This is a genomic window from Pseudomonas idahonensis (assembly GCF_037903935.1).
GTDB lineage: Bacteria > Pseudomonadota > Gammaproteobacteria > Pseudomonadales > Pseudomonadaceae > Aquipseudomonas > Aquipseudomonas danubii.
This window is the reverse complement of the sequence record NZ_CP149586.1, coordinates 1,476,108-1,495,091: the sequence shown is the minus strand read 5'-3', so window position 1 is coordinate 1,495,091 and position 18,984 is coordinate 1,476,108. Positions and strand designations below refer to the sequence as shown.

The following is an 18,984-nucleotide window of genomic DNA, read 5'->3' as shown; positions in this document are numbered from 1 at the left end:
TGTCCGCGTGTGCTACCAACTGCCGGACGCCCCGCCACCGCCAAAACTGCCGCCGCCCCCGCTGAAGCTGTCCGAGCTTGAACTGGAGCTGGAGCTGGAGCTGCTGGAATCGAACCAGTCGAACGCACTGCTGCTCGAACCTGCGTCGCGCTCGACCCTGGTTTCGCGCCTGGCCGAATCGCCGCTGGCAACAACCGGCGAATCATTGCCGCTGCGCCATTGGGTCAGGAACCCGAACAACGGTACACCGACGAACACCAGGTAGAACAACCTCTCGAACCACCACATCCACTCGATGTCCTGGTACCAGCTTTTCTCCACCGAGCGGTACACCAGCCTCGGCCGGTCGGTGGACGACAGCACGTTCACGATGGACGTGGCCCCGGCAATGATCCCCGAGGAATACAGGTCGTCCTTGAAGTACGGAATGATCGAACCATCGATGATGAAGTGGGCCACTATGTCGTTGAGCCGCCCCTCCAGGCCGTAACCGACCTCGATCCGCACCTTGCGATCGTCCTTGGCCACCAGCAGCAGGACGCCGTTGTTCTTGTCCTTCTGGCCAATCCCCCAGTGCCGGCCCAACTGCAGGCCGAACTCCTCGATGCTGTGGCCACCCAGGCTCGGCACCGTGGCCACCACCACCTGGTCGGTGGTGGTCTGCTCGAGCCGTTCCAGCATCTGCGCCAGGTAGACCTGCGCGGATGGCGTGAGCAACTGCGCGGTGTCCACCACCCGCCCGGTCAGCTTGGGAAACAGCCGTTCGATCGGTGCCGCTGTCGCAGTGGTCGGTGCGGGCTCGACCTGGACAGCGGGTTGCGACGAACGCAACGGCACCCCATCCGTGGGTGTGGGCCCGGGTTGTTGCGCCAACACGGCGCCACTCACCAGCCATAGCCACAGCAGCGCGCCTCGCAGCACGCGCCGCCCGTGGCTCATCAGAATTTCACTTGCGGCGCTTTGTCGGCGTCGGGGCTGGTGGCCTCGAAGGATTCACGCACCGGCAGGTCGCTGTACATCAGGCTGTGCCACAGGCGGCCGGGGAAGGTGCGGATCTCGGTGTTGTACTTCTGCACCGCCAGGATGAAGTCGCGACGGGCCACGGCGATGCGGTTCTCGGTGCCTTCAAGCTGGGATTGCAGGGCCAGGAAGTTCTGGTTGGCCTTGAGGTCCGGATAACGCTCGGAGACCACCATCAGACGGCTCAGGGCTCCGCTCAACTGGTCCTGGGCCTGCTGGAACTGCTTGAGTTTTTCCGGGTTGTCCAGGGTGCTGGCGTCCACCTGGATCGAAGTGGCCTTGGCCCGCGCCTCGATCACCGCGGTCAGGGTGGCTTCCTCGTGCTTGGCGTAGCCCTTGACGGTCTCCACCAGGTTGGGGATCAGGTCGGCGCGGCGCTGGTACTGGTTCTGTACCTGGCCCCAGTCGGCCTTGACCTGCTCGTCCAGGGTCGGAATGTTGTTGATGCCGCAGCCGCTGAGCAGGCTGGTAAGCAGCAACAGGGCAGCGATGGGCCAACTCGAGCGCAGGCTTTGGGTGATGTTCATGGGTGGGGCTCCTTGCACAACCTGATGGAAAAGAATCTTTTGCCCGGTTTCACACATCCTGTGGGGCAAAATCTGCCTGCGCCACTGGAATGCATCGGGCTGATGGGCTAAAAGATGCCCAGCGCGAAAAAGAGTTCAGAAGTGTGCTGGATTTATCTGAACAACAATAGCCGCTCCCTAAATTTTGGCTGTTCGACGCGTCACTCATGCGTCGGTCTTGAGCCCTTGAGAACACTATTCATGAATAAGCTGTGTTTGCTGGGCCTGCTGGTCAGCCTGGCCAGTCACCCTGTGTTGGCCGAATCTGCCCCGGTCCCCCTGGAAAACAAAGAAGCCTTTATCAGCGATCTGCTCAAGCGCATGACCCTGGAAGAGAAGATCGGCCAGTTGCGCCTGATCAGCATCGGCCCGGAAATGCCCCGTGAGCTGATCCGCAAGGAAATCGCCGCGGGCAATATCGGCGGCACTTTCAACTCCATCACCCGCCCGGAAAACCGGCCGATGCAGGACGCGGCCATGCGCAGCCGGCTGAAGATCCCGATGTTCTTCGCCTATGACGTGATCCACGGCCACCGGACCATCTTCCCCATCAGCCTGGCCCTGGCGTCCAGCTGGGATATGGACGCCATCGGCCGCTCCGGGCGCATCGCCGCCAAGGAGGCCAGCGCCGACAGCCTGGACATCACCTTCGCGCCGATGGTGGACATCTCCCGCGATCCTCGCTGGGGCCGTACCTCCGAAGGCTTCGGCGAAGACACCTACCTGGTCTCGCGCATTGCCAAGGTCATGGTCAATGCCTACCAGGGCCAGAGCCCGGCCTTGCCGGACAGCATCATGGCCAGCGTCAAGCACTTCGCCCTGTATGGCGCAGTAGAGGGCGGTCGCGACTACAACATCGTCGACATGAGCCCGGTGAAGATGTACCAGGACTACCTGCCGCCCTACCGCGCCGCCATTGACGCCGGTGCCGGCGGAGTGATGGTGGCCCTGAACTCCATCAACGGCGTGCCGGCCACCTCCAACACTTGGCTGATGAACGACCTGTTGCGCAAGGAATGGGGCTTCAAGGGCCTGGCGGTGAGCGACCACGGGGCGATCATCGAACTGATCCGCCACGGCGTCGCCAAGGACGGTCGCGAGGCCGCCAAGCTGGCAATCAAGGCCGGCATCGACATGAGCATGAACGACTCGCTGTACGGCAAGGAACTGCCGGGGCTGCTCAAGTCCGGCGAGATCGAGCAGAAGGACATCGACAACGCGGTGCGTGAAGTGCTGGCGGCCAAGTACGACATGGGCCTGTTCAAGGACCCTTATGTGCGCATCGGCAAGGCCGAGGACGACCCGGCCGACACCAACGCCGAAAGCCGCCTGCACCGCAGCGACGCCCGGGACATCGCCCGCCGCAGCCTGGTGCTGCTGAAGAACCACAACGACACCTTGCCGCTGAAGAAAACCGCGAAGATCGCCCTGGTCGGCCCCCTGGCCAAGGCCCCCATCGACATGATGGGCAGCTGGGCCGCCGCTGGCGTACCGGCGCAGTCGGTGACGCTGTACGACGGCATGCGCAACGTCCTGGGTGACAAGGCCCAACTGGTGTACGCCCGGGGCTCGAACATCACCGCCGACAAGAAGGTGGTGGACTACCTGAACTTCCTCAACTTCGATGCCCCGGAAGTGGTGGACGACCCGCGTCCGGCGCAGCAGATGATCGACGAAGCGGTCAAGGCGGCCAAGCAGGCGGACGTGATCGTGGCCGCTGTGGGTGAGTCCCGTGGCATGTCCCACGAGTCTTCGAGCCGCACCGACCTGCACATTCCCGCCAGCCAGCGCGAGCTGATCAAGGCCCTCAAGGCCACCGGCAAGCCTCTGGTGCTGGTGCTGATGAATGGCCGGCCGCTGTCACTGCTGGAAGAAAACCAGCAAGCCGACGCCATCCTGGAAACCTGGTTCAGCGGCACCGAGGGCGGTAACGCCATTGCCGACGTGCTGTTCGGCGACTACAACCCGTCGGGCAAGCTGCCGATCACCTTCCCCCGCTCCGTGGGCCAGATTCCCACCTACTACAACCACCTGACCATTGGCCGGCCGTTCACGCCGGGCAAGCCGGGCAACTACACCTCGCAGTACTTCGACGACACTACCGGCCCGCTGTATCCGTTCGGCTATGGCTTGAGCTACACCAGCTTCAGCCTATCGGACATGGCGCTGTCCTCCACCACCCTGAACAAGAGCGGCAAGCTCGATGCCAGCGTGACCGTGAAGAACACCGGCAAGCGTGACGGCGAAACCGTGGTGCAGCTGTACATCCAGGACGTGGCCGGCTCAATGATCCGCCCGATCAAGGAATTGAAGAACTTCCAGAAAGTCATGCTCAAGGCCGGCGAAGAGAAGTCCATTCACTTCACCATCACCGAGGACGACCTGAAGTTCTACAACGCGCAGCTCAAGTACGCCGCGGAACCGGGCGACTTCAATGTACAGATCGGCCTGGATTCCCAGGACGTGAAGCAACAGAGCTTCGAACTGCTCTGATGCCTGTCAGCGGCCGGCGCAGGACCTGCGCTGGCCGCCTCCTTCTGCAATCCCCGCAATCCCCACAATCGCTGCAATATCTGTAGCCGCTGCCGAGCCTGCGAGGCTGCGCAAAGGTCCGCAGGACCTTGCTTGTCGATCTACCGCCAAACCTCCATCGGACTCACGACCGCCGCGACCGCTTCGCGCTCGTTCGCAGCCTCCGGCAGCGGCTACAGCCAGCCATGTCAGCCGTGACGGTCAGCCGCGCCGGTCCAGCAGGTTGACCACCAGGCGGTCGACCCAACCCCAGATCCGCTGCTTGACCCGCCGCCACAACGGCCGGTTGCGCCACTGTGCCAGGCTGATCTCTTCACTCTGGGCGAAGTCCGCCTCGAAGCTCGCCGCCACGGAGTGGGTCAGTGGCGGGTCCAGGGCCTCCAGGTTGGCTTCCAGGTTGAAGCGCAGGTTCCAGTGGTCGAAATTGCACGACCCCACACTGACCCAGTCGTCCACCAGCACCATCTTCAAATGCAGAAAACACGGCTGATACTCGAAAATCCGCACACCGGCCTTGAGCAAGCGCGGGTAGTAACGGTGCCCGGCATAGCGCACGGCCGGATGATCGGTGTGCGGCCCGGTCAGCAACAGGCGTACGTCGACACCCCGGGCGGCGGCTTTGCGCAATGAGCGCCGCACCGACCAGGTTGGCAAGAAGTAAGGCGTGGCCAGCCAGATGCGCTGCTGGCCGCTGTGCAGGGCACGAATCAGTGAATGCAGGATGTCGCGATGCTGACGCGAGTCGGCATACGCCACCCGGCCCATGCCCTCTCCCGAGTCAGGCACACGGGGCAGATGGGGCAGGCCGAAATCCACGTCAGGCCGCCAGGCGCCCTTGCGCAGGTTGGCGCTCCACTGGCGATCGAACAGCCTTTGCCAGTCCAGCACTGCGGGCCCGGCGATCTCCACCATCACTTCATGCCAGTCGCAGCTGTTGTCCTCGGGCCGCCAGAATTCATCGGTAACCCCAGTACCGCCCACCACGGCCAGGGACTGGTCCACCAGCAACAGTTTTCGATGGTCGCGATACAGATTGAGAAAGCCCTGGCGCCACTTAAGGCGGTTGTAGAAACGCAGCTCGACACCAGCCGTGGTCAAGCGCAGGCGCAGGGCCTGGGTAAAAGCCAGGCTGCCATAGTCATCGAACAGACAGCGCACCCGCACCCCGCGCTCGGCAGCCTGGACCAGGGACTGGACCAGAGCGTCGGCACATGCGCCGGCTTCCACCAGATACAGCTCCAGCTCCACCTGCTGCCGGGCGCGGGCAATGGCCACCAACATGCGCGGAAAGAACTGGGGACCGTCGATCAACAGCTCGAAGCGGTTGCCTTCACGCCAAGGGAACACCGCTCCGCGCATTTCAGCGCGCCGTGAAGATCAGTACCGCACCCACCGGTACCGAGAAACTGATGGCCGACAAGCCAGCCACTTTGCGCAGGCTGTCGAGGCCCGGTGCCAGGTTGAAGTCTTCGGCATTGAGAACCAGCGGTTCCAAGGTCACCACCTGGAAACGCCGCTCATCCAGGCGAGTGGCCAGCAGCTCGGCGTTGTAGGTGTGTTCCTGGCCGTGCAGGGCCACGGTGACCGGCAACAGCAGCTCGATCTGCGCCCCGGGGGCCAGGTCGTTGATCGGCCGCAGGTTGATCTGCGTCGTGATCTGCGCCTCGGGAAACTGCTGGACCTGGAACAGCTCCTGGCGCATGCGCTCATCGCGCAGGGGAATGCCGCTGCTGATCGAGTCCAGCTCGATCTGCAACCGGGCCTGACCCTTGGCGTCGACCTTGCCGTGCAACACCAGAAAGCGCTGGACCTCGGAAATACTGGCGTTCTTGGTGGTCACGAAGGACACCCGGGAAGACTCGTTGTCCAGGTACCAGTTGGCCTGGGCCGGCAGGGCGAGTACCCCGAGCAGGCTGATAAGAAGGCGGATCGGCGTACGCATGCAAGCTCCCGTGAACAGAAGGCGCCACCTTAACCGGCTGCCAGGGGGCTGGCAAACACCGCGCTCAAGTGGGGCCCAGCCGTTGCAGACGGGGAATGGCTCAGGCAATGGACTTCTGCAATTGCTCGATGGTGTCGGCCAGCAATCCCAAGTGACGATTGCGCACCTGCTCGACACAGCTCAGATCCATCGGCCAATGCAGAGCGATGCTGCCGATCACCCGGCCTTCGGCCTGCAACGGCAGGGCCACGGCACGAATCAGAAAAGGCAGGCGCACCGGATATTCCCAGTGGCCCTCGGTACGCTGACCGAAGCCCAGATGCTGGGACTGGGCGCAAGCTTGTTGCTGGTCTTCGGCCGGTACTCGCTCACGCTCGGCCAGACGCTCGACTTCATCACTGGCCAGGGCCCCCAGGCAGGCCTTGCCCATGGCCGAATGAAACAGGCTGGCATGCTGGCCGACAATCCGGCTGTTGTTCGGGTAGCGCTTGCGCAACACCGCAGGCACCGCACTTTCCAGGACCTCAAGGTGCTCACCGTCAAAACTCGACAGGTCGCTGACCAGTCCGGTGCGTGCACTCAACTCCAGCATCCAGGGCGCCGCCTGCTCCACCAGATGGCGCTTGAAGCGTTGCCGGCTGTCGCCGAACAGGCTGCGGGCGCTCAGGCGATAACGCCTGTCGCTCAGGCCACGGTAGATCCAGCCCTGCTCCTGCAGGGTCAGCAACATGCGCGACACCGTGGCCTTGGCTAGCCCCGTCAGGTAGTGCAACTCCTCCAGGCCCAAGGCCTGGTGCTGGCCCAGCAACTCGACGATGGCCAGGGCCCGTTCCACGGAACGCACGCTGCCGGTTTCTACCTTGCTGGCCATAGTCCGAACTCCCTGACTGAAGATGGGTAAAGGTTTTTCCCAGCAAGATGCGGGCCTTAGGCTCTGTACGAAAAGTTTTGAGACGAAGGTCAGGCAAGGCGAAAACGGTCGAGGAAGCGGAGTTTACGGGTTGTAAATGAGCATTCCGAGACCGTTTTCAACGCAGCATCACCGAGTATCAAGGCTTTTCGTACAGAGCCTAGAACCCTATCAACGGCATTTGCCTGGTTACAGCAGGTTACCCGGAGGGCATTGCCGCACCCAGTGCGTCAGTTGTTCGTGGGCATAGGCCAGTTGCAGCACGGCGTGGTCGGCCTGGGCCGGCCCGATGATCTGCAAGCCCATGGGCAGGCCCGCCAGATTGAACCCCACCGGAATGCTGATACTGGGCAGGCCGGCCAGAGTCGGACCGATCACCACTTCCATCCAGCGGTGATAAGTGTCCATTTCCTGCCCATCGATCTGCCTTGGCCAGGCCTGCCGTGCATCGAAAGGGAACACCTGGGCCGTGGGCAGCAGCAGAAAATCGTAACGTTCGAACAGCCGCAGCAAGGCGCGATACCAATCGCTGCGACTCTGGGAAGCGCGATACACGTCCGCGGCACTGAGGCTGGCCGCGCCCTCCACTTCCCAACGCGCCTCGGGCTTGAGCCAGCGGCGCTGGTCCGGGTCGTTGTGCAACAGCCCCAGGGAACCCTGGACCAGCCAGTGCCGGTGCACCAGCCAGCAGTCCCACAATTGCGCCATGGAAAACTCCGGCTGGCAGCTTTCCACTTCACAGCCCAGATGGGTGAAGTCGGCCAGGGCCTTTTCGCACAGGCTCAGGACGCCCTGCTCCATGGCCAGGTAGCCGTTGTAGTCACCCAGCCAGCCCAGGCGCAGGCCGCGTACATCCCGTTGCAGAGGCGCCTGCAACAGCGCCGGATCGTCCTTGAGGGACAAGGGCACTCGCGGATCGTATCCGGCCTGGGTGCTCAACAACCGCGCCACATCAGCCACCGTGCGCCCCATCGGCCCTTCGGTAGCCAGTTGCTGCACGAACAACTCAGGGGTCGGGCCGAATGGCACCCGCCCCTGGGAGGGGCGCATGCCGAACACGTTGTTGAAGGCCGCCGGATTGCGCAGCGAGCCCATCATGTCGCTGCCATCGGCCACCGGCAGCATGCGCAAGGCCAGGGCCACCGCCGCCCCGCCGCTGCTGCCGCCGGCGCTCAGGCTGCGGTCATAGGCATTGCCGGTGGTGCCGAACAGCTGGTTGTAGGTATGGGAGCCCAGGCCGAACTCCGGCACGTTGCTCTTGCCGACAATGATCGCGCCGCTGGCACGGACCCGGGCCACGCTGATGGCATCCACCTGGGGTACCTGATCGGCGAACAGCGGCGAGCCCATGCTGGTGGCCAGCCCTGCGGTGGCTGCCAGATCCTTGATCGCCTGGGGCATGCCATGCATCCAGCCCATGGACTGTCCCCGATCCAGTTGCCGATCACGCTCATCGGCCTGGGCCAGCAGATCCTGCGGATCGCACAGTGAGACCAGGGCATTGACGCCCGGGTTGTAACGCTCGATCTGCTGCAGATAAGCCAGCATCACCTCGCGACAGGACAGCTCGCGCGCATGGATCGCCCGGGATAGTGCCAAGGCATCCAATTCGACGATGGACTCGTTGGCCATTGCTTCGCTGTGCTTGATCAAGACTCGCCTCCCAGGGTCACGGCATCGGGTTTGTCGTCTCTGACCGCGTCATGCATGCAGTAGATACCCAGCAGGCTGAGGATCGAGGTCAGCAAGACATAGAAGGATGGCGCCACCGGCGTGGCCATGACCTTGCTCAGCCAGGTCACGATCAAGGGCGCAAAGCCACCGAACAGCATCACCGTGACGTTATACGCCACCGACACCCCGGTGGAACGCACCTCGATGGGAAACTGCTCGGCCAGGGCCGTAGGACCGGGACCGAAAAAGCCGCCAATGGCACCGCACAGCAACATTTGCATCACCAGCAGGCGCTCAATGGACGGCGCCGCGGCGACCCACACATACAAGGGATAGACCATGACGAAAAACGCCAGGGTGAAGGCCATCAGCACTGGGCGCCGGCCGATGCGGTCCGACAGCGCCCCGGCAAAGGGAATCACCACGGTCATCAGGGCCACGGCGAACATCTGCACCAGCAGCACCTGATCCAGGGGCAGGCCGAGGTTGGTGTGGGCGAAGGTCGGCATGTTCACCAGCACCACATAGAAAGACACCGTGCTGCCGCAGCACAGGCCCATGGAGATCAGGATCGCCCGGCGATGGGCCGACACCACCTGCCACAGCCCTGGCCCCTTGCCACCTGCCTGCTTGCGCGCCTCGATGAAGGCCTCCGGCTCCTCCATGTACTTGCGAATCCACAGTCCCACCGGACCGATCAGCAGGCCGATCACGAACGGCAGGCGCCAGCCCCAGAGATCCAGGGTCTGCGGCGAAAAGAGGTGGGTCACCGCCGCCACCATCGCCGCTCCACTGAACACCGCCAGGCACTGTCCTACCAACTGCCAGGAGCCATACAACCCCTTCTTGTCCACCGGGGCACTTTCCACCAGGTAGGCCGTGGCGCTGGCGTACTCCCCCCCGGTGGCAAAGCCCTGGAGCATCCGCGCCACCACGATCAGCAACGGCGCGCCCAGGCCAATAGCCGCGTAGTTGGGGGCAAAGACGATCATCGCAATGGCCACAGTCATCAGCTGGATGATCACCAGCATCGCCGCCTTGCGGCCTTTGCGGTCGGAATACATGCCCAGCAGCACGCCGCCCACCGGGCGCATGAAAAAGCCCACGCCGAAGGTGGCCAGGGCCATCAGCAGCGAGGTGTACTCGTCTTCAGCCGGGAAAAACTGGCGGGCGATAAAGCTGGCGAGAAAGCCATAGACGATGAAGTCGTACCATTCCAGGGCGTTGCCAACAACGGCGGCAACCACTTGCCGGGTCTTGGAAACAGCAGGTGTCGAGACGCTCATGGGAGGTTCCTTGATACTTTTGAGCCTTCTTGCGGGCTCGGAAAAGTGCCGGACGCATGGCACGCCCGGGCCGCACAGCGCTACAGGAACAGGAGGGCTCAGACGGGCTTGAGCCAGCTCTCCGCCAGGGCGCCCCAATAGGCCGCACCGGTGAGCAGGATGTCGTCGTTGAAGTCGTAACCCGGGTTATGCACCATCGGTTGCGCTACGCCATTGCCGATGAACAGGTAGCTGCCGGGGCAGCGCTGCAGCATCCAGCCGAAGTCTTCGCTGCCCATCAGCTTCGGCGTATTGCCATTGACCGCCTCGGCCCCCACCAGCTCGACACCGACCCGCCGGGCAAACTCGGTTTCTTCCGGACTGTTGACCAGCACCGGATAAGCCGGGCGATGGTCGATGCTGGCGCTGCAGCCAAAGCTTTCGGCCTGGGTGCGGATGATCGACTTGACTCGCTCCAGCATCTGCTCGCGCACCGGTGCGTTGAGGGCCCTGAGGCTCAGGCGCAGTAACGCCTGCTGGGGAATCACGTTGGCCGCCTCACCCGCCTGCAAGGCCCCCACCGTCACCACCGCCGCTTCCTGCGCGTCGATATTGCGCGCCACCACCGTCTGCAAGGCCATGACCATGCTGGCCGCGGCCACCAAGGGGTCCACCGCCAGGTGGGGCATGGAGCCGTGACCGCCGACGCCTTCGACAATCACCTCAAGCAGGTCCTGGGACGCCATCATCGGCCCCTCGCGAAAGCCCAGGTGACCAGCCGGCAGCCCAGGCATGTTGTGCAGGCCGAACAGCGCATCACAGGGGAAGCGTTCCAGCAGGCCATCGGCAAGCATCGCCTCGGCACCGCCCTGGCCTTCTTCCGCGGGCTGGAAGATCAGGTTCAGGGTGCCGTCGAACGCTCGGGTCGCCGCCAGGTAGCGCGCCGCCCCCAGCAGGATGGTGGTGTGGCCGTCATGCCCGCAGGCGTGCATGCAACCGCCATGGCGGCTGCTGTAGGGAACCCCGGTGTTCTCGATGATCGGCAAGGCGTCCATGTCCGCCCGCAGGCCCAGGGTGCGTGTGCCCGTGCCGTTGCGCAGAACACCCACGACCCCGGTTCGGCCGACGCCGGTGTGCACTTCATAACCCCACTCCTGCAGACAGCGAGCCACCAGCGCCGAAGTGCGTTGCTCTTCGAAACCCAGTTCCGGGTGGGCATGAATATCCTGGCGGATGGCCCGCAGATCGCTGGCAATGTCGTTGAGCCAGGCAAGGATGTGCTGGTGTCGGGTCATGGCGTATCTCCTCTGGGCCGGGTGGCTTCCCGTTCTTTTTTTCGGAGCGTTGCACGAGGCGCCGGAGCGTGCTCGAAGCTCGGCGTCAGATAACCGCGAGCCGGAGCACAGGACAATCAAATGTGGTTCCACTGGATGGAACACATAATCTGCAGCGCTGCCTGATCCAGGGATCAGGGGGCGAGGCGACAGCCTTCCCGGGGGCCTAGCCAGAGCGCGCTGTGGGTACGCCCCAGGGCGCTGGCGGTAACACGTCGGCTCTGCGGCTCATCGCTGAAACCGTTGATGGGCAGGTACTGGCGCACATAGGCGCGGCAGTAGTCGGCAGGTTGTTGCATCACGTAGCGGCAGGAGCAGTACTCCTTGGCGGTGTAGGCACCGAGGATATCCGGGAAGGCTTGCAGGGCCACCCGGTGCTGCCAGCTCCAGCCCAGCAGCAGGAGCAGCGCCACCAACACCAGGCCGAGCAGCGGATGACGGCGGAAAAAGGCCCGACGCTTCATGGCCGCCCCTGGCTGGAAAACGCCGCCAGGACTCGCTTGAGCAATTCATTGTGCCGATAGCAGCCATCGCGATCATCGCCGTAACGCACGATCACCAGGCGCTGCGCCGGCAGGACATACAGTGCCTGTCCCCAGTGCCCCAGGGCCGCATAGGTATCCGCCGGAGCATCGGGCCAGGGCTGAGGAGCACCGTCCACCGAGCGGTTGAGCCACCAGTGCCCGCCCGCCACCGCCTCATCCTGGTTGGCCCGATAGCCGGCAAAGGGCGTGCGGCTGAACTCGACCCAGGCCCTGGGCAGCAACTGCCGATCACGCCAGCGACCCTCGCGCAGCATCAACAGGCCGACACGGGCCAGATCGCGGGCCGTCAGGTAGAGGTAGGAAGACGCGACGAAGGTGCCGGCGGCGTCGCGTTCCCACACCGCCTGGGTGATGCCCAGCGGTTCGAACAGGGCCTGCCAGGGGTAGTCCGCGTACTGGTCTGCCCCGACCATCCCCCGCAGGCTGGCCGCCAGCAGGTTGCTATCGCCGCTGGAATAACGGAAGACCTGCCCCGGTGGGGTGGAGCGCGCCTGCTGTGCAGCAAATGCCGCCATGTCCCGATGCCCGCGGGTGTAGAGCATGGCCACCACTGAGGAATTGAGGGGGGCGTACTCGTAGTCTTCCTGCCAGTCCAGACCCGAGGCCCAGTGCAACAAGTCACCCAGGGTGATGGCCGGATGCGGCTGCAGCGCCGGGTAATATTTTGCCGCGGGGTCCTGGAGCTGGAAGCGGCCTTCACCGTAGGCAACGCCCAACACCACCGCCAACAGGCTTTTGCTGGCGGACCAGATGAGATGGGGCGTCTGTGGTCCGGTGGCGCCGGCGTAGCGCTCGTAAATCACTTGGCCATCGCGGATCACCAGCAAGGCGTCAGTGCGAATGCCTTTTTGGGACTGGTCGTCCCTGGGCACAAAGGCATAGTCCTCCAGAGCCTTGAGCGCCGGGCCACTGACAGTCGGCCCCCGACTCCATTGCTGCGCCGGCCACTCCTCGGCCCAGGCCGGCAAGCAGAGGTACACCAGTAACGCCAGCAGAATCGGAGCCTTGACCATGGATGACACTCGAACAACGTCAGTGGCCGAGCCTAGTCCAGGCTGATGACAATTTCACTGCAAGTGGCCCCGTTTGTTGGAGCTGGCTGGCCAGCGCAGACGTCATCGAGCCTTGTGCGAGGCCCTCGGGCCCTTTCGCCGGCAAGCCGGCTCCTACGCAAGGGGAGGCCGCTGCTGAAACGAGGCCAGGGCTTTGGCCAGGCGTTGTTCCCGGGCGCTGGCCGCCAGGTCCAGCAGGGCCTGGTCACGGGACCATTGGTTGCGCCAATGCTCGGGGCCATTGGCGAATGCGACGTCGATTTCAGGCCGCAATACCTGGAACTGCGTGAACAAACCAGCCAATAGAATGTGCCCGCCACTCAAGGAGGGATTCTGCCGACTGACTTCGGCACAACCTGCAAGCAACCCCAGCACCTGCAGTTGCAAGGGCTGCGGCCAGCCGCTGTCCTGCCCCACGCCATACAGCCAGGCGAGCATGGCGCTCAGGACATAGATGTCCTCCAGGGTGCGGAAGGGTTTGACATAGGCGTCCCAGCCATCGCCGGCCAGCAGTTCGCAGGCGGCGTTTTCCAGCAACAGGCAGCCGTGGCTGATCTCTGGCATCAGGGCGATGGCGGGCAGGGTCTGGACCTTGACCCCAGGTTCCCCGGTATAGACCACGGTCAGGCGCAAGGCCGCCCGCTCACCCGGGGCCTCGCTGCGGGCCGCCACCAACAGCCAGTCGGCGGCATCGCCGGCAGTCACGAAATCCTTGCGCCCCTGCAGGCGCAGATCCTCCAGCCGGGTCTGCATGTCCGCCGGACGCAGACTGCGGCGTTCGGTCGCGCACATAGCACCCAGGCTTTGCGGCGCACTGGGCCACAACATGCGCAACGCCGCCTGGTAACCCACCAGGAACGCCAGCCCCGGAGTCTCCATCAGGCGGCCGCCGAGCACCGCCAGTTCGAAGGGCGTAACACTGCCCAAATGGGCCAGCAAAGCCCCGTAGCCCTCGGCCAGATCGGGGTTGACGGGCAGTCGGTCACGGCTCTCGAGCAAGGCTTGCCAGGGCATTCGAAGATCCTCAGGGGCTGTCATATAAGCATCACCAAAGCTTCATGGCGATGACACCGGGGCTACATAGCCTGACTTTGCACAACAAAGTCGATTGGCTGCAACCCAAGGCGGGTCGGTAGCCCGCACGGAGATTCACGATGACTCAGATCGCCCGCATCAGCGACACCGGCACTGAACGCCGCCTGCAAGCCGAACGCCTGATTGGCGCCCAGGCCCTGCAAGAAGCCCAGGCCCTGCGTTTCAACGTCTTCAGCGGCGAGTTCAACGCCAAGCTCAAGGGCGCGGAATGGGGTCTGGACATGGATGACTATGATGTTCACTGCAGCCACATCGGTGTACGCGACTTGAACACCGGGCGTCTGGTGGCCACCACCCGCCTGCTGGACCATCAGGCCGCCAGCAGCCTGGGACGCTTCTACAGCGAGGAAGAGTTCAGCCTGCACGGCCTGGCGCACCTCAAGGGCCCCATCCTGGAAATCGGCCGCACCTGTGTCGACCCGGCCTATCGCAACGGCGGCACCATCGCCGTGCTCTGGGGCGAGCTGGCCGAAGTGCTCAACCAGGGCGGCTACAGCTACCTGATGGGTTGCGCCAGTATCCCCATGCAGGACGGCGGCATCCAGGCCCAGGCCATCATGCAACGGCTGCGCGAGCGCTACCTGAGTACCGAACACCTGCGGGCCGAGCCGAAGCACCCGCTGCCCAGCCTGGATATTCCTTCCAATGTCATCGCCGAGATGCCGCCACTGCTCAAGGCCTACATGCGCCTGGGGGCGAAGATCTGCGGCGAACCCTGCTGGGACCAGGACTTCCAGGTCGCCGACGTGTTCATCCTGCTCAAGCGCGACGAGTTGTGCCCGCGTTATGCCCGGCACTTCAAGGCGGCGGTCTGATGCGCCGGCTGCGGGTCTACGGGCGCATCGCCCGGGTACTGCTGGTGGTCGCGCTGGGCCTGAGCATGGCCAGTATCTTCGGCTTGCTGGAACGCCTGGGGGTCGCCAACTCCATGGTTCGGCGCCAGCGCTGGTCGCGGTTCTTCATGGCTCGCCTGAGCAATGCCCTGCCGTTTCGGGTCACGGTGCACGGCGAGTTGCCTCACCAGCCGATGCTCTGGGTCAGCAATCACGTGTCCTGGACCGATATTCCGCTGCTGGGCATGTTGACGCCGCTGTCGTTCCTGTCCAAGGCCGAGGTGCGCACCTGGCCGGTGGCGGGCTGGCTGGCAGCCAAGGCCGGCAGCCTGTTCATCCGTCGTGGGGCCGGTGACAGCCAGCTGATCCGCAAACAGATGACCCGCCACCTGCAAGAGCAGCACCCGCTGCTGCTGTTTCCCGAAGGCACCACCACCGACGGCCGTGGCCTGCGCACCTTCCACGGGCGCCTGCTGGCCAGCGCCATTGATGCCGAGGTGTCCCTGCAACCCGTGGCGATCCGTTATTTGCGCGATGGCCAGATCGATACCCTGGCCCCCTTCATTGGCGACGACGACCTGCTCTCGCACCTGATGCGGCTGTTTGCCAACGATCAGGGCCGAGTGGAAATCCATGTGCTCAAGCCCATTGCCTGCCAGGGCCAGGAACGTGCGGCGCTGGCCTTCCAGGCTCAGCAAGCCGTGCAGAAAGCCCTGTTCGGTGATGTCGTGCAGCCCGCCGAACCACGCCGCAACGGCGAACTGGTCGCCGCCTGAAACTCTCTGTAGGAGCCGGCTTGCCGGCGAAAAGGCCTTCAAGCCTGGCGCCATTCATGAAGGCGCCTTCGCTGGCAAGCCAGCTCCTACCGGGGGAACGTTCGTCAGGGTAACTGGGTGTGCTGCGCGGCGAATGCCTGCAACTGCGGGTAGAAGGCACGGAAATCTTCGCTCAACGGCTGATACAGCCGCTCCAATTCGCCCATCGCCGCGGTCAGTTCCTCTGGCCGTGACAGGCGCCGGGCAATGCCCCGCAAGACCTGCTCCAACACCGCGAAATCCCGATAGGAACCCAGCCAGTCATCAGCAGCCATGTACGGCGCAATCTGTGCCAGGCGCGCCGGCAGTTGCGGCTCGGCCGCCAGCACCCGGTACACCTCGGCGGTGAACAGCGGCAAGGGACGATCGGCGTAATGAGCCCAGTCACGGGCCAGGCAGTGGTCGAAGAACACGTCGATGACGATGCCGGCATAGCGCCGCCGGGTCAGGGAGAAACGCGACAGTGCCGCCGTCACCAGAGGATGGCTGTCGGTGTAGGTATCGATGCGCCGATGCAGCTGGATCGCCGCCTCGACCTCGGGGGCAAACTGCCCTTGCAGGCGGCCTTTGACGAAATCGCCATACAGGCTGCCGAGTAATTGACCCGGACGCTGGCCGCCAAGGTGTAGATGTGCGAGATAATTCATTCGCGCAGCTTAGCACCGCGCCCAACATATCGTTATAACCCGATATACCGATAAGTGATGATTTAAGATCAAAATCATATTGGTATATCGCGAAATAACGATTTAAATTTCGCCTCATCGCGATACAACGTTTTATGGAAAACGAGCACCGCCATGTCCCTCGACCTCGACGAAATAATAAAAGCCCTGGCACATCCGGTTCGCAGGGAAATCCTGCACTGGCTGAAAGACCCGACAGTCGAATTTCCCGATCAGGCTCACAGCAATGAGCACGGCGTCTGTGCCGGACAAATCGATCAACGCTGCGGCCTGTCGCAGTCGACCGTGTCCGCCCACCTCGCCACGTTGCAACGCGCAGGCCTGATCAGCAGCCGGAAAGTCGGCCAATGGCATTTTTTCAAACGCAATGAGGAAGTCATCCAGCAGTTCCTCACGCAAATGAGCCAACAGCTCTGATCTGACAAGGACCCGACAATGCCCCTTTCACTCATCATCCTGGCCTTGAGTGCCTTCGCCATCGGCACCACCGAGTTCGTCATCATGGGGCTTTTGCCCGATGTGGCGGCGGACCTCGGGGTGTCGATTCCCGGTGCTGGCTGGCTGGTGACCGGCTACGCCCTGGGCGTGGCCATCGGCGCGCCGTTCATGGCCCTGGCCACCGCACGGCTGCCGCGCAAGGCAGCCCTGGTAGCACTGATGGGGATCTTCATTGTCGGCAACCTGCTGTGTGCACTGGCCAGTGATTACAACGTGCTGATGTTCGCCCGGGTAATCACGGCGCTGTGCCACGGTGCCTTCTTCGGTATCGGTTCAGTGGTGGCCGCCGGCCTGGTGCCCGCCAACAAGCGCGCCTCGGCCGTGGCCCTGATGTTCACCGGCCTGACCCTGGCCAACGTACTCGGCGTGCCCCTGGGTACTGCCCTGGGCCAGGCAGCCGGCTGGCGTTCGACCTTCTGGGCGGTGACGGTCATCGGTGTGGTGGCGCTGATCGGCCTGCTGCGCTTTTTGCCGGCCAAGCGCGATGAGGAAAAACTCGATATGCGCGCGGAACTGGCGGCCCTCAAGGGCGCGGGGATCTGGCTATCCCTGAGCATGACCGCACTGTTCGCCGCGTCGATGTTCACCCTCTTCACCTACGTTGCGCCGCTGCTCGGCGATGTCACCGGCGTCTCGCCCCGGGGCGTGACCTGGACCCTGCTGCTGATCGGCCTGGGCCTGACCCTGGGCAACATCATCGGCGGCAAGCTGGCGGACAAGCGCCTGGGCGCCACCCTGATCGGCGTGTTCGCGGCCATGGCCGTGGTCTCCACCGTACTGACCTGGACCAGCGTGGCGTTGATTCCCACCGAGATCACTCTGTTCCTCTGGGCCACCGCTTCGTTTGCTGCGGTGCCGGCCTTGCAGGTCAATGTGGTGACCTTCGGCAAAGCCGCACCCAACCTGGTTTCGACCCTGAACATCGGCGCTTTCAACATCGGCAACGCCCTGGGCGCCTGGGTCGGCGGCAGCGTCATCGCCCACGGTTTCGGCCTGACCAGCGTACCCCTGGCGGCGGCGGCCCTGGCGATCCTGGCCTTGCTGGTGACGCTGATTACCTTCCGCCAGGGCGGCAACGCCGAACTGGCTGCTGCAACCCACTGATCCGTTCCTTTCCTATATAGAAGGCTGTATTCCATGACCACTCTCTTTGATCCGATCAAGATCGGCGACCTCGAGCTGTCCAACCGCATCATCATGGCCCCACTGACCCGCTGCCGCGCCGACGCCGGCCGCGTGCCCAATGCGCTGATGGCCGAGTACTACGTGCAGCGGGCCTCCGCTGGCCTGATCCTCAGCGAGGCCACCTCGGTGACCCCAATGGGGGTGGGCTACCCGGATACCCCCGGCATCTGGTCCAACGACCAGGTGCGTGGCTGGGCCAATGTAACCAAGGCCGTGCACGGCGCTGGCGGCAAGATCTTCCTGCAGCTGTGGCACGTGGGGCGGATTTCCCACCCGTCCTACCTGGACGGTGAAACGCCAGTGGCGCCAAGCGCCATCCAGCCCAAGGGCCATGTCAGCCTGGTGCGTCCACTGGCCGACTACCCAACCCCGCGAGCCCTGGAAACCGCTGAGATCGCCGACATCGTCGACGCTTACCGGGTCGGTGCGGAAAACGCCAAGGCCGCCGGTTTCGACGGTGTGGAAATCCACGGCGCCAACGGTTACCTGCTGGATCAGTTCCTGCAAAGCAGCACCAACCAGCGTACCGACCAGTACGGCGGTTCTCTGGAGAACCGTGCCCGCCTGCTGCTGGAAGTCACCGACGCCGCCATCGAGGTCTGGGGCGCTGGCCGAGTGGGCGTGCACCTGGCACCCCGTGCCGACTCCCATGACATGGGCGACGACAACCTGGCAGAGACGTTCACCTACGTAGCCCGCGAGCTGGGCAAACGCGGCATCGCCTTTATCTGCTCCCGCGAGAAAGAAGGCGCCGACAGCCTGGGCCCGCAGTTGAAAGCGGCTTTCGGTGGCCCCTACATCGCCAACGAGCGCTTCACCAAGGACAGTGCCAATGCCTGGCTGGCCGCCGGCAAGGCTGACGCCGTCGCGTTCGGTGTACCTTTCATCGCCAACCCAGACCTGCCGGCCCGCTTGAAGGCCGATGCTCCCTTGAATGAGGCGCATCCGGAAACCTTCTACGGCAAGGGCCCAGTGGGCTACATCGACTACCCGGCGCTGTAAGCCTGCCTCTGTAAATAGAAAGCCCCGACT

18 protein-coding genes are annotated in these 18,984 nt (G+C 63.9%); 6 read left to right on the top strand and 12 right to left on the bottom strand.

Going from position 1 to position 18,984, the window contains the following annotated elements; genetic code table 11:
• Positions 1-12 precede the first annotated feature (12 nt).
• Positions 13-939, bottom strand: coding sequence for a TPM domain-containing protein (locus WIN67_RS06790; RefSeq protein ID WP_339070806.1), 927 nt, complete (start codon positions 937-939; stop codon positions 13-15).
• Complete coding sequence (locus WIN67_RS06785) at positions 939-1,547, bottom strand: LemA family protein (protein ID WP_110595020.1); 609 nt, start codon at positions 1,545-1,547, stop codon at positions 939-941. The genes WIN67_RS06790 and WIN67_RS06785 overlap by 1 nt, the downstream gene beginning before the upstream one ends.
• Before the next feature lie 240 nt (positions 1,548-1,787).
• Here WIN67_RS06785 and bglX point away from each other — a divergent pair, with 240 nt between their 5' ends.
• Positions 1,788-4,079 (top strand): beta-glucosidase BglX, encoded by a 2,292-nt coding sequence (bglX, locus tag WIN67_RS06780; RefSeq protein WP_102878661.1) that lies wholly within the window; start codon positions 1,788-1,790, stop codon positions 4,077-4,079.
• A gap of 240 nt (positions 4,080-4,319) precedes the next feature.
• Here the strand turns inward: bglX and WIN67_RS06775 are convergent, their stop codons facing one another.
• The 9 genes from WIN67_RS06775 to WIN67_RS06735 all read right to left on the bottom strand — a co-directional run bounded on the left by WIN67_RS06775 (position 4,320) and on the right by WIN67_RS06735 (position 13,854).
• Entirely contained in the window at positions 4,320-5,477 is a 1,158-nt protein-coding gene (locus tag WIN67_RS06775) for a phospholipase D-like domain-containing protein (RefSeq protein ID WP_102878660.1), read from the bottom strand.
• A 1-nt stretch (position 5,478) separates the two neighbouring features.
• Positions 5,479-6,060, bottom strand: a complete 582-nt coding sequence (locus WIN67_RS06770) for a YceI family protein (RefSeq protein ID WP_102861522.1) — start codon at positions 6,058-6,060, stop codon at positions 5,479-5,481.
• A 100-nt stretch (positions 6,061-6,160) separates the two neighbouring features.
• The gene (locus WIN67_RS06765) at positions 6,161-6,931 is read right to left on the bottom strand and encodes an IclR family transcriptional regulator (RefSeq protein WP_102861521.1); all 771 of its coding nucleotides are present in this window, start codon (positions 6,929-6,931) and stop codon (positions 6,161-6,163) included.
• Between the two features lie 228 nt (positions 6,932-7,159).
• Positions 7,160-8,602: an amidase gene (locus tag WIN67_RS06760; protein WP_339071687.1), complete on the bottom strand. Its 1,443-nt coding sequence runs from the start codon at positions 8,600-8,602 to the stop codon at positions 7,160-7,162.
• A 17-nt stretch (positions 8,603-8,619) separates the two neighbouring features.
• The gene (locus WIN67_RS06755; RefSeq protein ID WP_110595017.1) at positions 8,620-9,930 is read right to left on the bottom strand and encodes an MFS transporter; all 1,311 of its coding nucleotides are present in this window, start codon (positions 9,928-9,930) and stop codon (positions 8,620-8,622) included.
• A gap of 98 nt (positions 9,931-10,028) precedes the next feature.
• Positions 10,029-11,204 (bottom strand): M20 aminoacylase family protein, encoded by a 1,176-nt coding sequence (locus tag WIN67_RS06750; RefSeq protein WP_110651866.1) that lies wholly within the window; start codon positions 11,202-11,204, stop codon positions 10,029-10,031.
• A gap of 173 nt (positions 11,205-11,377) precedes the next feature.
• Positions 11,378-11,707: an amidase gene (locus tag WIN67_RS06745; RefSeq protein ID WP_102878657.1), complete on the bottom strand. Its 330-nt coding sequence runs from the start codon at positions 11,705-11,707 to the stop codon at positions 11,378-11,380.
• Positions 11,704-12,801 (bottom strand): serine hydrolase, encoded by a 1,098-nt coding sequence (locus WIN67_RS06740; protein WP_339070805.1) that lies wholly within the window; start codon positions 12,799-12,801, stop codon positions 11,704-11,706. The genes WIN67_RS06745 and WIN67_RS06740 overlap by 4 nt, the downstream gene beginning before the upstream one ends.
• A 153-nt stretch (positions 12,802-12,954) precedes the next feature.
• Positions 12,955-13,854, bottom strand: coding sequence for an acyl-CoA dehydrogenase (locus tag WIN67_RS06735; protein ID WP_339070804.1), 900 nt, complete (start codon positions 13,852-13,854; stop codon positions 12,955-12,957).
• 140 nt (positions 13,855-13,994) lie between these two features.
• Between WIN67_RS06735 and olsB the strand changes: the two genes are divergently transcribed.
• Entirely contained in the window at positions 13,995-14,750 is a 756-nt protein-coding gene (gene olsB / locus WIN67_RS06730) for an L-ornithine N(alpha)-acyltransferase (RefSeq protein ID WP_102861515.1), read from the top strand.
• Positions 14,750-15,544 (top strand): lysophospholipid acyltransferase family protein, encoded by a 795-nt coding sequence (locus tag WIN67_RS06725; protein WP_339070803.1) that lies wholly within the window; start codon positions 14,750-14,752, stop codon positions 15,542-15,544. The genes olsB and WIN67_RS06725 overlap by 1 nt, the downstream gene beginning before the upstream one ends.
• Positions 15,545-15,648: 104 nt before the next feature.
• On the opposite strand, the gene WIN67_RS06720 is transcribed toward WIN67_RS06725, so the two are convergent.
• Complete coding sequence (locus WIN67_RS06720; RefSeq protein ID WP_339070802.1) at positions 15,649-16,230, bottom strand: ACP phosphodiesterase; 582 nt, start codon at positions 16,228-16,230, stop codon at positions 15,649-15,651.
• Positions 16,231-16,383: 153 nt separating this feature from the next.
• Here WIN67_RS06720 and WIN67_RS06715 point away from each other — a divergent pair, with 153 nt between their 5' ends.
• The 3 genes from WIN67_RS06715 to WIN67_RS06705 are packed head-to-tail and all read left to right on the top strand — an operon-like array spanning position 16,384 to position 18,954.
• On the top strand, positions 16,384-16,686 hold the full coding sequence (locus WIN67_RS06715; protein ID WP_016965050.1) for an ArsR/SmtB family transcription factor: 303 nt from the start codon (positions 16,384-16,386) through the stop codon (positions 16,684-16,686).
• Between the two features lie 18 nt (positions 16,687-16,704).
• Positions 16,705-17,871, top strand: coding sequence for an MFS transporter (locus WIN67_RS06710; RefSeq protein WP_110651862.1), 1,167 nt, complete (start codon positions 16,705-16,707; stop codon positions 17,869-17,871).
• Between the two features lie 33 nt (positions 17,872-17,904).
• Positions 17,905-18,954, top strand: coding sequence for an alkene reductase (locus WIN67_RS06705; RefSeq protein WP_102878651.1), 1,050 nt, complete (start codon positions 17,905-17,907; stop codon positions 18,952-18,954).
• The last annotated feature ends 30 nt before the right edge of the window (positions 18,955-18,984 follow it).

What these genes read in the sequence shown, in the direction of transcription:
- WIN67_RS06715 (WP_016965050.1), top strand. Translation starts at nt 16,384, where the DNA reads ATGTCCCTCGACCTCGACGAAATAATAAAAGCCCTGGCACATCCGGTT.
- WIN67_RS06735 (WP_339070804.1), bottom strand. Translation starts at nt 13,854, where the DNA reads ATGCCCTGGCAAGCCTTGCTCGAGAGCCGTGACCGACTGCCCGTCAAC.
- WIN67_RS06750 (WP_110651866.1), bottom strand. Translation starts at nt 11,204, where the DNA reads ATGACCCGACACCAGCACATCCTTGCCTGGCTCAACGACATTGCCAGC.
- WIN67_RS06765 (WP_102861521.1), bottom strand. Translation starts at nt 6,931, where the DNA reads ATGGCCAGCAAGGTAGAAACCGGCAGCGTGCGTTCCGTGGAACGGGCC.
- WIN67_RS06710 (WP_110651862.1), top strand. Translation starts at nt 16,705, where the DNA reads ATGCCCCTTTCACTCATCATCCTGGCCTTGAGTGCCTTCGCCATCGGC.
- bglX (WP_102878661.1), top strand. Translation starts at nt 1,788, where the DNA reads ATGAATAAGCTGTGTTTGCTGGGCCTGCTGGTCAGCCTGGCCAGTCAC.
- WIN67_RS06725 (WP_339070803.1), top strand. Translation starts at nt 14,750, where the DNA reads ATGCGCCGGCTGCGGGTCTACGGGCGCATCGCCCGGGTACTGCTGGTG.
- WIN67_RS06775 (WP_102878660.1), bottom strand. Translation starts at nt 5,477, where the DNA reads ATGCGCGGAGCGGTGTTCCCTTGGCGTGAAGGCAACCGCTTCGAGCTG.
- WIN67_RS06760 (WP_339071687.1), bottom strand. Translation starts at nt 8,602, where the DNA reads ATGGCCAACGAGTCCATCGTCGAATTGGATGCCTTGGCACTATCCCGG.
- WIN67_RS06705 (WP_102878651.1), top strand. Translation starts at nt 17,905, where the DNA reads ATGACCACTCTCTTTGATCCGATCAAGATCGGCGACCTCGAGCTGTCC.
- olsB (WP_102861515.1), top strand. Translation starts at nt 13,995, where the DNA reads ATGACTCAGATCGCCCGCATCAGCGACACCGGCACTGAACGCCGCCTG.
- WIN67_RS06720 (WP_339070802.1), bottom strand. Translation starts at nt 16,230, where the DNA reads ATGAATTATCTCGCACATCTACACCTTGGCGGCCAGCGTCCGGGTCAA.
- WIN67_RS06755 (WP_110595017.1), bottom strand. Translation starts at nt 9,930, where the DNA reads ATGAGCGTCTCGACACCTGCTGTTTCCAAGACCCGGCAAGTGGTTGCC.
- WIN67_RS06785 (WP_110595020.1), bottom strand. Translation starts at nt 1,547, where the DNA reads ATGAACATCACCCAAAGCCTGCGCTCGAGTTGGCCCATCGCTGCCCTG.
- WIN67_RS06790 (WP_339070806.1), bottom strand. Translation starts at nt 939, where the DNA reads ATGAGCCACGGGCGGCGCGTGCTGCGAGGCGCGCTGCTGTGGCTATGG.
- WIN67_RS06740 (WP_339070805.1), bottom strand. Translation starts at nt 12,801, where the DNA reads ATGGTCAAGGCTCCGATTCTGCTGGCGTTACTGGTGTACCTCTGCTTG.
- WIN67_RS06770 (WP_102861522.1), bottom strand. Translation starts at nt 6,060, where the DNA reads ATGCGTACGCCGATCCGCCTTCTTATCAGCCTGCTCGGGGTACTCGCC.
- WIN67_RS06745 (WP_102878657.1), bottom strand. Translation starts at nt 11,707, where the DNA reads ATGAAGCGTCGGGCCTTTTTCCGCCGTCATCCGCTGCTCGGCCTGGTG.